The organism is Nocardioides zhouii (assembly GCF_004137345.1).
Lineage (GTDB): Bacteria > Actinomycetota > Actinomycetes > Propionibacteriales > Nocardioidaceae > Nocardioides > Nocardioides zhouii.
This window is the reverse complement of the sequence record NZ_SDWV01000008.1, coordinates 49,347-61,316: the sequence shown is the minus strand read 5'-3', so window position 1 is coordinate 61,316 and position 11,970 is coordinate 49,347. Positions and strand designations below refer to the sequence as shown.

Annotated in this window: 13 protein-coding genes; 7 read left to right on the top strand and 6 right to left on the bottom strand. The window is 71.2% G+C overall.

Annotation, left to right across the window (positions count from 1 at the left end):
* Positions 1-6: 6 nt before the first annotated feature.
* Positions 7-948 carry an NAD(P)-dependent alcohol dehydrogenase gene (locus EUA94_RS09585; protein WP_129426653.1) on the bottom strand — a complete coding sequence of 314 codons (942 nt, stop codon included), beginning with the start codon at positions 946-948 and terminating at the stop codon, positions 7-9.
* A 91-nt stretch (positions 949-1,039) separates the two neighbouring features.
* Between EUA94_RS09585 and EUA94_RS09580 the strand changes: the two genes are divergently transcribed.
* On the top strand, positions 1,040-1,693 hold the full coding sequence (locus EUA94_RS09580) for a TetR/AcrR family transcriptional regulator (protein WP_242494770.1): 654 nt from the start codon (positions 1,040-1,042) through the stop codon (positions 1,691-1,693).
* 4 nt (positions 1,694-1,697) lie between these two features.
* On the opposite strand, the gene EUA94_RS09575 is transcribed toward EUA94_RS09580, so the two are convergent.
* On the bottom strand, positions 1,698-2,321 hold the full coding sequence (locus EUA94_RS09575) for a hypothetical protein (RefSeq protein ID WP_129426652.1): 624 nt from the start codon (positions 2,319-2,321) through the stop codon (positions 1,698-1,700).
* Positions 2,322-2,399: 78 nt separating this feature from the next.
* Here EUA94_RS09575 and deoC point away from each other — a divergent pair, with 78 nt between their 5' ends.
* From deoC to EUA94_RS09560, 3 genes are read left to right on the top strand one after another with little or no spacing between them, the layout of a single operon-like run.
* Complete coding sequence (deoC, locus tag EUA94_RS09570) at positions 2,400-3,377, top strand: deoxyribose-phosphate aldolase (protein WP_207210486.1); 978 nt, start codon at positions 2,400-2,402, stop codon at positions 3,375-3,377.
* 7 nt (positions 3,378-3,384) lie between these two features.
* Positions 3,385-4,824: an aldehyde dehydrogenase family protein gene (locus EUA94_RS09565; protein WP_207210485.1), complete on the top strand. Its 1,440-nt coding sequence runs from the start codon at positions 3,385-3,387 to the stop codon at positions 4,822-4,824.
* A complete protein-coding gene (locus EUA94_RS09560) occupies positions 4,824-5,684 on the top strand; it encodes an aldehyde dehydrogenase family protein (protein WP_129426651.1) in 861 nt (286 codons plus the stop codon). The genes EUA94_RS09565 and EUA94_RS09560 overlap by 1 nt, the downstream gene beginning before the upstream one ends.
* A 69-nt stretch (positions 5,685-5,753) precedes the next feature.
* Here the strand turns inward: EUA94_RS09560 and EUA94_RS09555 are convergent, their stop codons facing one another.
* Positions 5,754-7,430: a substrate-binding domain-containing protein gene (locus EUA94_RS09555; RefSeq protein ID WP_129426650.1), complete on the bottom strand. Its 1,677-nt coding sequence runs from the start codon at positions 7,428-7,430 to the stop codon at positions 5,754-5,756.
* Positions 7,431-7,541: 111 nt separating this feature from the next.
* On the opposite strand from EUA94_RS09555, the gene EUA94_RS09550 reads away from it, so the two are divergent.
* On the top strand, positions 7,542-8,123 hold the full coding sequence (locus tag EUA94_RS09550; RefSeq protein WP_242494769.1) for a nucleoside/nucleotide kinase family protein: 582 nt from the start codon (positions 7,542-7,544) through the stop codon (positions 8,121-8,123).
* Entirely contained in the window at positions 8,120-8,638 is a 519-nt protein-coding gene (locus EUA94_RS09545; RefSeq protein WP_129426648.1) for a hypothetical protein, read from the top strand. The genes EUA94_RS09550 and EUA94_RS09545 overlap by 4 nt, the downstream gene beginning before the upstream one ends.
* On the opposite strand, the gene EUA94_RS09540 is transcribed toward EUA94_RS09545, so the two are convergent.
* The gene (locus EUA94_RS09540; RefSeq protein WP_242494768.1) at positions 8,622-9,701 is read right to left on the bottom strand and encodes an adenosine deaminase; all 1,080 of its coding nucleotides are present in this window, start codon (positions 9,699-9,701) and stop codon (positions 8,622-8,624) included. The two genes, EUA94_RS09545 and EUA94_RS09540, sit on opposite strands and share 17 nt — an antisense overlap.
* Positions 9,702-9,735: 34 nt before the next feature.
* Between EUA94_RS09540 and EUA94_RS09535 the strand changes: the two genes are divergently transcribed.
* Positions 9,736-10,188 (top strand): MaoC family dehydratase, encoded by a 453-nt coding sequence (locus EUA94_RS09535; RefSeq protein ID WP_129426646.1) that lies wholly within the window; start codon positions 9,736-9,738, stop codon positions 10,186-10,188.
* Here the strand turns inward: EUA94_RS09535 and EUA94_RS09530 are convergent, their stop codons facing one another.
* Both EUA94_RS09530 and EUA94_RS09525 read right to left on the bottom strand, forming a co-directional pair.
* Complete coding sequence (locus EUA94_RS09530) at positions 10,189-11,472, bottom strand: thymidine phosphorylase (RefSeq protein ID WP_129426645.1); 1,284 nt, start codon at positions 11,470-11,472, stop codon at positions 10,189-10,191.
* Positions 11,472-11,909, bottom strand: a complete 438-nt coding sequence (locus EUA94_RS09525; protein ID WP_129426644.1) for a cytidine deaminase — start codon at positions 11,907-11,909, stop codon at positions 11,472-11,474. Before EUA94_RS09525 ends, EUA94_RS09530 begins: the two co-directional genes overlap by 1 nt.
* Between the last annotated feature and the right edge of the window lie 61 nt (positions 11,910-11,970).

Sequence of the window (11,970 nt, the reverse complement as noted above, 5' to 3'; positions counted from 1 at the left end):
ACCGCGTCAGGGCACGAGGACGAGGTTGCCCACCTTGCGCCCGGAGTCGACGAGGCGGTGCGCCTCGACGATGTCGGCGAGGGGCAGCGTGCGGTCGACGACCGCCCGCACCTCGCCGGTAGCGATCCGGTCGAGCCACCAGGCGAAGTTCTCCGGGTCCTCCGAGGAGACGCCCGCACGGACGTTGCCGCGCGCGAGGACGAGGTCGGCGAGTCCGGCCACCAGGAGCACCACGACGCCGTCGGGCGTCAGCAGCCGGCGACCCGAGCGCCGGTCGAGGTTGCCGACGGTGTCCACCACCACGTCGTACGTCTCGGTCAGCTCGGTGACCCGGTGCCGGGCGTGGTCGACGATCTCGTCGGCGCCCAGCGAGCGCACCAGGTCGGCGTTGCGGTCGCTGCACACGCCGGTGACGTGGGCGCCCGCGAGACGGGCGAGCTGGACGGCGGCGGTCCCGACGGCGCCCGAGGCGCCGTTGACCAGCACGCGCTTCCCCGGGCCGACCAGGTCGCGCAGGAAGTGCCGGGCGGTGCTGCCGCCGAAGAGGATCGCGGCGGCCTGCTCGTGGCTGACCTCGGCAGGCTTGGCGCAGTGCCGGTCGGCGCGTACGGCGGCGAGCTCGGCGTGCGCGCCCATGCGGGCGCCGGTCATCCCGCAGACCTCGTCGCCGACGGACACCCCGGTCACGCCCGCGCCCACGGCCTCGACCACGCCGGAGTAGGCCACGCCCAGGACCGCCCGACGCGGACCGCGGAGGCCGAGCGCGAGCCGCCCCGGCACGGCGAATCCCGGTGGGAAGACAGACCCACGGATGCGGGCATCGCCGGAGTTGAGGGTCGTGGCGTGCACGCGCACCAGCAGCTGGCCCGTGCCCGCGACCGGGTCCGGGAGGTCGACCACCGACACCATCTCCGGCGGGCCGTACCGCTCCACGACTGCTGCCTTCACGTCATTCCCTCAATCTGTGCCTTACACCTGTAAGTCAGGATGCCGTCAGAGTAGCCTTACGCCTGTAAGTCCGCCAATCCAGGAGCGCACCGTGTCCAGACCACCTCCCCCTCGACCAGCACTGTCGACGCAGCGCGTCATCGACGCGGCCAGCCGGGTGGCCGACGCGTCGGGGCTGGCCGGGGTGAGCATGCGCAGCGTGGGCCGCGAGCTCGAGGTGGAGGCGATGTCGCTCTACCACCACGTCGCCAGCAAGGACGCGCTGCTCGACGGGCTGGCCGACTGGGTCTTCGACCGCATCGACGCGCCCTCGGCCTCAGGCCCTTGGCGCTCCGAGATGGAGCGGCGCGCGCACTCCGCGCGTACGGTCCTGGCCGCGCACCCGTGGGGCCTCGGCCTCATCGAGTCGCGCCGCACCCCCGGTCCCGCGACGCTGCGCCACCACGACGCCGTCATCGGCTGCCTGCGCGCGTCGGGCTTCACCGTCGCGCTGGCCGCGCACGCCTTCTCGGTGCTCGACGCCTACACGTACGGCTTCGTGCTCACCGAGGTGAACCTGCCGTTCCAGCCCGGCGAGTCCGCCGAGGACTTCGTCGAGGACCTCGGCCCGATCACGGACCTGTACCCGCACCTGGCCGAGATGGTCGCGGAGCAGATCGTCGGGCGCGACTACCAGTACGGCAACGAGTTCGACCACGGCCTCGTGCTGATCCTCGACGGGCTCGAGGCGAGGTTCGCCGGCTGAGCCGTCAGAGGAAGAACGACACGACGAGCAGCACCACGGCGGCCGCGATCAGCCCGACCGGCAGCCAGTCGCGCTGGCGGCGTACGGCGTCGGGCAGGGCGAGCTGCTCAGTCGAGCCGGGCCGGACGCCGGCCCTCGAGCGCGCCGTGTCGACCAGGTCGTGGAGCCGGTTCTCCACGAAGTCCGCGTAGTGCATGCCCTCGGTGGGGGCCAGCGCTGCGCCGGTGTCCGTGCCGCCCGGACGGTGGCGCGACTGGAGGGTCTTGCGCCACGTGCGCCCCACCACGGTGGAGACGAAGCGCCGGTCGGCGGCCCGCACGGCCAGCACCTGGCGTACGGCCATCTCCTCGACGGCGGCGAGCCGGATGTGGACGGTGTCGGCGAGGTTGCGCATCACCAGGTGCTCGCGGGTCGCCCACAGCGCCGGGCGCAGCATCGCCGCCCAGGCCAGGACCCCCACCAGCAGACCGGCCGCCAACACCCACGGCGGGAAACCGTCGTCGAGGTAGGCCAGCCCGGCCACCACGACGGCACCGGCCAGGACCACGGTCAGCCAGCCGGTCACCCGCCCGCTGGTCGGGTGGAACTGCTCCACCACTTCGTGGTCGGGGTGGTCGTGGTGTGCCATGTCGTCCTCACCGATTTGGGCAGGCTTTGACCCTCTGGGGATTGTCGGGCTCATCTCGGCCAACTCTATGCTGGGTCGGTGACACCCACTCCCAGCTCCACGGCGAGCGCCGGGTCGACGCACTGGATGTACGACGACATCGTGCGCTCGGACTCCTCGCTCCGCCGATTCCTCCACGGCCTCCCCGGGGTCGACCAGGTCGGGTGCGAGGCACGCGCCGCCGGCCTCGGCACCCGGTCGATCAAGACGACCGCGAAGGCGTACGCCATCGACCTCGCGATCCGGATGGTCGACCTCACCACGCTCGAGGGTGCCGACACCCACGGCAAGGTCAAGGCGCTCGCCTCCAAGGCGAAGCGTCCCGACCCGGCCGACCCGTCGTGCCCCGCGACCGCGGCCGTCTGCGTCTACCCCGACATGGTCGCGACCGCGAAGCAGACCCTCGGCGACAGCGGTGTCCACGTCGCAGCCGTCGCCACCGCGTTCCCCAGCGGCCGTGCGGCGATGGACATCAAGCTCGCCGACACGCGTGACGCCGTCGAGGCCGGCGCCGACGAGATCGACATGGTCATCGACCGTGGCGCCTTCCTCTCGGGCCGCTACCTCGACGTGTACGACGAGATCGTCCAGGTCAAGGAGGCGTGTGGCGACGCGCACCTCAAGGTGATCTTCGAGACCGGCGAGCTGCAGACCTACGACAACGTCCGGCGCGCGAGCTGGCTCGCGATGATGGCCGGCGGCCACTTCATCAAGACCTCCACCGGCAAGGTGCAGCCGGCGGCGACCCTGCCGGTCACGCTGATCATGCTCGAGGCCGTCCGCGACTTCCGCGACCAGACCGGCCAGATGGTCGGCGTCAAGCCGGCCGGTGGCATCAAGACCACCAAGGACGCCATCAAGTACCTCGTGATGGTCAACGAGATCGCCGGTCCCGACTGGCTCGACCCCGACTGGTTCCGCTTCGGTGCGTCCACGCTGCTCAACGACCTGCTGATGCAGCGGACCAAGATGACGACCGGTCGCTACTCCGGTCCCGACTACTTCACGCTGGACTGAGGCACAGATGAGCAACATCTTCGAGTACGCCCCCGCACCCGAGTCGCGCGCGATCGTCGACATCAAGCCGTCCTACGGCCTGTTCATCGACGGCGAGTTCGTCGACGGCACCGGCAAGGCGTTCAAGACGATCAACCCCGCGACCGAGGAGGTGCTCGCCGAGGTCGCCGAGGCCAGCGACGCCGATGTCGACGCTGCCGTCAAGGCCGCCCGCCGGGCGTACACCCGGGTCTGGTCGCGGATGTCGGGCGCCGAGCGCGCCAAGTACCTCTACCGCATCGCCCGGATCATCCAGGAGCGCGGCCGCGAGCTGGCCGTCCTGGAGTCGATCGACAACGGCAAGCCGATCAAGGAGTCGCGCGACGTCGACATCCCGGTCGTCGCGGCGCACTTCTTCTACTACGCGGGCTGGGCCGACAAGCTCGAGCACTCGGGCTACGGCTCGACGCCGCTGGGCGTGGCCGGCCAGATCATCCCGTGGAACTTCCCGCTGCTGATGCTGGCGTGGAAGATCGCCCCGGCCCTGGCCTGCGGCAACACGGTCGTCCTCAAGCCGGCCGAGACCACCCCGCTGACCGCGCTGCTCTTCGCCGAGATCTGCCAGCAGGCCGACCTCCCGCCGGGCGTCGTCAACATCGTCACCGGCGCCGGCGAGACCGGTCGCGCGATCGTGTCGCACCCCGACGTCGACAAGGTGGCCTTCACCGGCTCGACCGACGTCGGCAAGGCGATCGCCCGCGCGGTCGCCGGCACCGACAAGAAGGTCACCCTCGAGCTCGGCGGCAAGGCCGCCAACATCGTCTTCGACGACGCACCGCTCGACCAGGCCATCGAGGGCATCGTCAACGGCATCTTCTTCAACCAGGGCCACGTGTGCTGCGCCGGCTCGCGCCTGCTCGTGCAGGAGTCCGTGGCCGACGAGGTCATGGAGCGGCTCAAGCGCCGGATGGCGACGCTGCGCGTGGGCGACCCGCTCGACAAGAACACCGACGTCGGCGCGATCAACTCCGCGGAGCAGCTCGCCAAGATCCGCGAGCTCTCCGACATCGGCGAGGCCGAGGGCGCCGAGCGCTGGTCCGCCCCGTGCGAGCTCCCGTCCAACGGCTACTGGTTCGCCCCGACCGTCTTCACGGGTGTCTCGCAGGCCCACCGCATCGCCCGCGAGGAGATCTTCGGCCCGGTCCTGTCCGTGCTGACCTTCCGTACGCCCTCCGAGGCCATCGAGAAGGCCAACAACACCCCCTTCGGCCTCTCGGCCGGCGTGTGGACCGACAAGGGCTCGCGGATCCTGTCCATGGCCAACCGCCTCCGCGCGGGCGTTGTCTGGGCCAACACCTTCAACAAGTTCGACCCCACCTCGCCGTTCGGCGGCTACAAGGAGTCCGGGTACGGCCGCGAGGGCGGCCGCCACGGGCTCGAGGGCTATCTGAAGGGAGAGGACAGCTGATGTCCCGCATCGACGTGCGCAAGACCTACAAGCTCTACATCGGCGGGCAGTTCCCCCGCTCGGAGTCCGGGCGCTCCTACGTCGTCAACGACGCCAAGGGCCGCCTCCTCGCCAACGCTGCGCAGGCGTCCCGCAAGGACGCCCGTGACGCGGTCGTCGCCGCCCGCTCCGCCTTCGGTGGCTGGTCGACGAAGACGGCGTACAACCGTGCCCAGATCGTCTACCGGATCGCCGAGGTCCTCGAGGGCCGCCGCGAGCAGTTCGAGGCCGAGCTCAAGGCTGCCGAGGGCATCTCGCAGGCCAAGGCGCGCTCCTACGTCGACGCCGCGATCGACCGCCTGGTCTGGTACGCCGGCTGGGCCGACAAGATCACCCAGGTCGTCGGCAACGCCAACCCGGTCGCCGGCCCCTACTTCAACCTCTCCACCCCCGAGCCCAGCGGCGTCATCGCCGTGGTCGCCCCCCGCGGCGCCCTCCTGGGCTTGGTCAGCGTCGTCGCGCCGCTGATCATCACCGGCAACACGGTGGTGGTCATCGCGAGCGAGGAGAACCCGCTCACCGCGATCACCCTCGGCGAGGTCATGGCGACCAGCGACCTGCCCGGCGGCGTGGTCAACGTGCTCACCGGCTCGGTGGCCGAGATCGCCCCGTGGCTGGCCTCGCACATGGACGTCAACGGCATCGACCTGACCGGCGTCGAGGACGCGGCCCTGGCCACCGAGCTCGAGGTGGCCGGCGCCGACAACCTGAAGCGCGTACGCCGTCCGGCCCCCGACACCGACTGGCTCGTCGAGCCCGCGCTCGACCGGATGACCCGGTTCCTCGAGACCAAGACGGTCTGGCACCCGATCGGCGTCTGAGCGACACCACCAGCACAACGACGACGAAGGCCCCCGGAGATGCTCCGGGGGCCTTCGTCGTGCGGTCTGTCAGCGGTTGAGCAGCGCCTGCGCCAGCACCCCGAGGATCTCGTTGGGGTCGTTGACGACGTACTTCTGGCCGCCGGTGGCCTCGGCGATCTCGTCGAGCTCACCGGTGTCGGACTCCTGCGAGAGGCCGATGACGATCACCTTGACCGGCTTGGCCGGATCGCGCAGCGCCTTGAGCTGGTTGACCAGCGAGTCCAGCGACAGCGAGCTGGTGTCGTCGGACGCACCGTCGGTGAAGATCACCACGGAGTTGAACCACGCGGGGTCCCACTTCTCCTGGGCGTACTTGTAGGCCGCCAGCGTCGTGTCCATGACGCCGGTGCCACCGCGGACCCGCCCGACCAGCTTGGTGGCCTCGCTGCGCACCACGTCGCCGTGCGTGCCGCCGTCGCCGGTGGGCGCGTCGAGCCGGTCGAGGGTGGCGTACTCCTCCCAGGAGACACCGCCCTCCCCACGGTTCTTGGAGAAGCCCCAGATGCCGATGCGGGCCTGCGCCGGGAACGCGTCGAGCGCGAGCTGGGAGGCGTTGACGGCGATCTGGATGCGCGTCGTGTCGCCGATGGCCGTCTTCATCGAGCCGGACAGGTCGACGACCGCGAGGATGCTGGACGGCACCGACAGGACGCGCCACTGGCGCAGGGTGCTGTCGGTGGTCTCCTGGGCGACCGTGGCGAGCACCTTGGCGTCGCCGAGGCCGATCTCGCTGGGCAACGGCGCACCGTCGGGGCCGCGCAGCTCGGCGGCCGCGATCGCCGCGACGCCGGCGCTGGAGGTGAACCAGCGGGTGAGCGCCCGGCCCACACGGGCGGAGAGGTCGCCGCCGGTGGCGAGGATGTCGCCGCTGCCCCGGTTCACGTCGATGAGCGGGTACTGCAGCATCGGCACGCCGGTCTTCGGCGCCACGAGGCTGAGCTGGTCGTTGCTGCGTCGGGCGGTGAGGTAGGCCTTCTCGGTCGAGGGCACCAGCTGGGTGCTCGACGCGGTGATCGTCGTCAGGTCGGTCTCGTTGCTGCTGCCCGCCACGGCACGCTCACCGTACGTCTGGGCGACCGGGACGGTCTTCTGCTCGATGCTCTGGGCCGACTCGCCGGTCTGCTTCATCTCGGCGTACGGCGCCAGCAGGGCCAGCGCGGAGGCGCCTTCAGCGCTCGGGTCGGCCATGGCGAGGGTGCCGCCGTCCAGGGCGGACGCCCACGACGCGGGCGCCTTCGACGCGGGGCCGCCCACGAGGCCGACGGGCGTCTGCGCGAGGACCTCGGAGATCGCGGTGCCGGTCCAGCCGGCCGCGGTCAGCTGGCCCTTCCACGTCGGGCTGTCCGGGATCCAGATCTCGGGCATCTTGGCGTTGGGGTCGGCCAGCAGGGCGACGACGTCCTTGACCGTGCCGGCGGTGACCTGGATGTCGATGCACGGCTCGTCGGCGTTCACGTCCTTGACGGCCTGCTTGACCAGGTCCTCCATCACGGGAGCGGTGGTCAGGGTCACCTTGTCGGACACGCAGTCCGAGCTCGTGGGGCCGTCGTCGCCGCCGCCGAGCGTGAAGATCGCGGCCAGGCCTCCGACGATGACGAGCACCAGGCCGACCAGCAGCGGAACGTTGCCGAAGGGGCCGGATCGGCGGCCAGAGGCCGGCGCGGATTGCCCAGTTTCGGGCGCGTTGGAGTCGTCCAGACTCATGAAGTCCTCCCACAAGGAACGTTCAATCGGGGGTCTGGGCGAGACTAGTCTCCGCCCTGAGCGTCCGTCGCCGAACGTCGAAATGAGTCCGCAACAATGCAGAGTGCCCAGGTGGTGGTCCTGGCTGGTCCCAGCGGTGCGGGGAAGTCCCGTCTCGCGGAGCGGCTCGGGCTCCCGATCCTCCGGCTCGACGACTTCTACAAGGACGGCGACGACCCGTCGCTCCCCCGCATCACCCACGGCGCCAACGCAGGTCTGGTGGACTGGGACGACCCGGCCTCCTGGCACCAGCAGGACGCCCTCGTCGCGCTCCGTGAGCTCTGCCTCACGGGTCGCTCCGAGGTGCCGGTCTACGAGATCGCCCAGAACGGCCGGTCCGGCTCGAGGGTCGTCGACCTCGGTGGCAGCACGCGATTCGTGGCCGAAGGGATCTTCGCCCCGGAGGTCGTCGCCGCCTGCCGCGAGGAGGGTCTGCTCGCCGCGGCCTACTGCATCACGCAGCACCCGGCCGTCACGTTCTGGCGACGGCTCACCCGGGACCTGCGCGAGCGCCGCAAGCCGCCGCTGGTGCTGCTGCGGCGCGGCGCCGCACTCATGCGCGACCAGCAGCGAGTCGTCGCCCACGCACTGCGCCAGGGCTGTCGCCGCGCCACGGGCGACCAGGCGTACGCCGAGCTGACGGCGTCGCCGTGAGGTTGCGACAGCCCGACCGCCGCTCGTGCGGTGCGGCCTCGCTGGTGATGGCGCGACGGCTGGCGCGCCCGCACTACGCCGGGCTGGTGCGCGACCAGGACACCTTCGCGCACGAGGCAGCGACCCTCCACCGCCGGCTGACCTCGCTCGCCGACACCGCCGGCGGCTGGCAGGTGCCCTGGACGCGCGCCCTCGGCACCCCGCCCTGGGCAGTGGCACGCGAGCTGCGGCTGCTCACCGGCGTGCCGTACGCCGTCCGCGTGGTGCGGTGGCGCCGCCGGGCCTGGTCGTCCCTCGAGCACGTGGCGCCCGCGCGACCTGCGGCCGTCTTCGTCGGCGACCGCCTCCTGCCGCGCCACGTCGTGCTCGTGACCGACGTCGAGCACGAGCACGCCCGGACGTACGAGCCTGCGTCGGGGCTGGACCTCCGGGTGGCGCGCGAGCGCTGGGAGGGCGGCGACCTCCGGCTGGCCGGCTGGGACCGCCCGTGGCTGGTGGTCAGCCCTCGTCGATGAGCCTGGCGTAGCCGGGCTTCACGACCTCGTCGATGATCGCGAGCCGCTCGTCGAAGGGCAGGAACGCCGACTTCATCGCGTTGATCGTGAACCAACGCAGGTCGGCCAGCGTGTAGTCGAAGGCCTCAACCAGCCCGAACATCTCCCGGGTCATCGAGGTCCCGCTCATCAGCCGGTTGTCGGTGTTGACCGTGACCCGGAAACGCAGCTTGGTCAGCAGCCCGATCGGGTGCTCGGCGAAGGACTCCGCCGCACCGGTCTGGATGTTGGAGCTCGGGCACATCTCGAGCGGGATCCGCATGTCACGGACGTACGCGGCGAGCCGACCGAGCTCCACCGACCCGTCCTCGTGGACCGTGACGTCGTCGATGATCCGGACGCCGTGGCCGAGCCGGTCGGCGCCGCACCACTGGATCGCCTCCCAGATCGACGGCAGCCCGAAGGCCTCGCCGGCGTGGATGGTGAAGTGCGAGTTCTCGCGCTGGAGGTACTCGAACGCGTCGAGGTGCCGGGTGGGCGGGAAGCCCGCCTCGGCGCCTGCGATGTCGAAGCCGGCGACCCCGCGGTCGCGCCAGGCGATCGCGAGCTCGGCGATCTCCATCGACCGGGCCTGGTGCCGCATCGCGGTCAGCAGCTGGCGTACGACGATCCTGCCGCCGCTCGCGGCCACGCCGGCGTCGAAGCCCTCCTGCACCGCCCCGACGACCTCGTCGAGGGTCAGGCCGTTGGTGACGTGCTGCTCGGGGGCGTAGCGCACCTCGGCGTACACGACCCCGTCGGCGGCCAGGTCCTCCACGCACTCCCGCGCGATCCGCGTGATCGCGGGGCCGTTCTGCATGACCGCGACGGTGTGGTCGAAGGTCTCGAGGTAGCGGACCAGCGAGCCCGAGTCGGCCGACTCGCGGAACCACCGTCCGAGCGACTCGGCATCGGCGGCCGGGAGCTCGTGGCCGATCTCCGCGGCGAGCTCCACGATCGTCTGCGGCCGCAGTCCTCCGTCGAGGTGGTCGTGCAGCAGCACCTTGGGCGCGCGGTGCACCTGGTAGCGGGAGGGAGTGGTCACGGACCCATCCAACCAGTCCCTAGGGTGGGGTCCCATGCGCACCTTCACCACGCTCGAGGACGTCGCCGCCGCAGCCGGTCAGGAGATCGGCACGAGCGAGTGGCTCAAGATCGACCAGGCCCGCATCGATGCCTTCGCGGACGCCACCCTGGACCACCAGTGGATCCACGTCGACGTCGAGGCGGCGGCAGCGGGGCCGTTCGGCACGACGATCGCGCACGGCTTCCTGACCCTCAGCCTGCTCCCCCGGTTCGCCTCGCAGGTCTTCGCGCTCGAGACTCCCGGAGCCCGGCTCAACTACGGCCTGGAGAAGGTCCGCTTCCCCCACCCGGTGCCCGTCGGCAGCCGGCTGCGATCGCACGTGCGCTTCGGCGAGGTCCGCGACCTGCCCGCGGGCAAGCAGCTGATCGTCGAGCACACGGTCGAGATCGAGGGTCAGGAAAAGCCGGCCTGCGTGGCCCAGCACGTCGTCCTGCTGCTTGCCTGATCAGCCGATCCGGTCGAGCACGATCTCCCCGGGCGTGTACGCCGACCCGTCGCCGATGTCGTAGCCGCCCTCGAGCGAGGCGAGAGCCCGGTCGAAGCGCTCCGGCTCGTCGGTGAGCAGGGTGAAGAGCGGCTCGCCCTCGGTGACCTCGTCGCCCGGGCGGGCGTGCCAGACCACTCCGGCTCCCGCCTGCACGGGGTCCTCCTTGCGGGCGCGACCGGCACCGAGGCGCCATGCTGCGAGCCCGACGGCCATCGCGTCGAGGCGGGTGAGCGTGCCCGTGGCTGGCGCCGCGACGACGTGCGACTCCTTCGCCTCGGGCATCGCCGCGTCGGGGTCGCCGCCCTGGGCGCGGATCATCGCCTTCCAGGCGTCCATGGCCGAGCCGTCGGCGAGCTTGTCGGCCGGGTCGATGTCGGTGACCCCGGCGCCGGCGAGCATCTCGCGGGCCAGGGCCAGGGTCAGCTCGACCACGTCGGCCGGGCCCCCACCGGCGAGAACCTCGACGGACTCGGCGACCTCGATCGCGTTGCCGGCGGTGAGGCCGAGCGGCGTGGCCATGTCGGTGAGGAGCGCGACCGTGTGCACGCCCGCGTCGGTGCCGAGCGCGACCATCGTCTCGGCGAGCTCGCGGGCCGTGGTCAGGTCCTTCATGAAGGCGCCGCTGCCGACCTTCACGTCGAGCACGAGCGCGCCGGTGCCCTCGGCGATCTTCTTGCTCATGATCGAGCTCGCGATGAGCGGGATCGCCTCGACCGTGCCGGTGACGTCGCGCAGCGCGTAGAGCTTCTTGTCGGCCGGGGCGAGGCCGTCGCCGGCCGCGCAGATGACCGCGCCGACGTCCTCGAGGATCGCGAACATCTCCTCGTTGCTGAGCGCCGCGCGCCAGCCCGGGATGGACTCGAGCTTGTCGAGCGTGCCGCCCGTGTGGCCGAGGCCGCGGCCCGACAACTGGGGCACGGCCACGCCGCAGGCCGCGACGAGCGGGGCCAGCGGGAGGGTGATCTTGTCTCCGACGCCGCCGGTCGAGTGCTTGTCGGCGGTGGGGCGCGAAAGCGTGGAGAAGTCCATCCGCTCGCCGGAGGCGATCATGGCACCGGTCCAGCGGGCGATCTCGGAGCGGTTCATCCCATTGAGCAGGATCGCCATCGCGAGGGCCGACATCTGCTCGTCGGCGACCTCGCCGCGGGTGTAGGCGTCGATCACCCAGTCGATCTGGCTGTCGCTGAGCTCGTGCTTGTCACGCTTGGCGAGAATCACCTCGACGGCGTCGTGTGCGGGCATCAGCGGGTTCCATTCTGTTCTGTGGCCACGAGGGCCAGGTCGTCGGGGCCGAAGGCGTCGGGGAGCACCTCGGCCATCGTCTTGATGCCGGAGACGGTCCACAGCTCGAGGTCGCGCCCGCCGTGCTCGAAGAGCAGCTGGCGGCACCGGCCGCAGGGCATGATCACGTCGCCGTCGCCGTTCACGCACACGAAGTGCGTCAGCCGGCCTCCCCCGGTGGCGTGCAGCTGGGAGACCACTCCGCACTCGGCGCACAGCACCACGCCGTACGCCGCGTTCTCGACGTTGCAGCCGACGACGGTGCGCCCGTCGTCGGTCAGCGCGGCCGCCCCGACGGGATAGTGCGAGTAGGGCGCGTACGCCCCCCCCATCACGTCGACGGCGTGCTCCTTGAGCCGGTCCCACTCCCTCTGTTCCACCGGGCAACTATGGCGCATACCGCGAAGCGGGGGTCTTTGGCAGGTTTCGCCGAAAGATCGCCGGCAGGTTTTATGTCTC

What these genes read in the sequence shown, in the direction of transcription:
- EUA94_RS09535 (WP_129426646.1), top strand. Translation starts at nt 9,736, where the DNA reads ATGCGCACCTTCACCACGCTCGAGGACGTCGCCGCCGCAGCCGGTCAG.
- EUA94_RS09530 (WP_129426645.1), bottom strand. Translation starts at nt 11,472, where the DNA reads ATGCCCGCACACGACGCCGTCGAGGTGATTCTCGCCAAGCGTGACAAG.
- EUA94_RS09565 (WP_207210485.1), top strand. Translation starts at nt 3,385, where the DNA reads ATGAGCAACATCTTCGAGTACGCCCCCGCACCCGAGTCGCGCGCGATC.
- EUA94_RS09575 (WP_129426652.1), bottom strand. Translation starts at nt 2,321, where the DNA reads ATGGCACACCACGACCACCCCGACCACGAAGTGGTGGAGCAGTTCCAC.
- EUA94_RS09525 (WP_129426644.1), bottom strand. Translation starts at nt 11,909, where the DNA reads ATGCGCCATAGTTGCCCGGTGGAACAGAGGGAGTGGGACCGGCTCAAG.
- EUA94_RS09560 (WP_129426651.1), top strand. Translation starts at nt 4,824, where the DNA reads ATGTCCCGCATCGACGTGCGCAAGACCTACAAGCTCTACATCGGCGGG.
- EUA94_RS09555 (WP_129426650.1), bottom strand. Translation starts at nt 7,430, where the DNA reads ATGAGTCTGGACGACTCCAACGCGCCCGAAACTGGGCAATCCGCGCCG.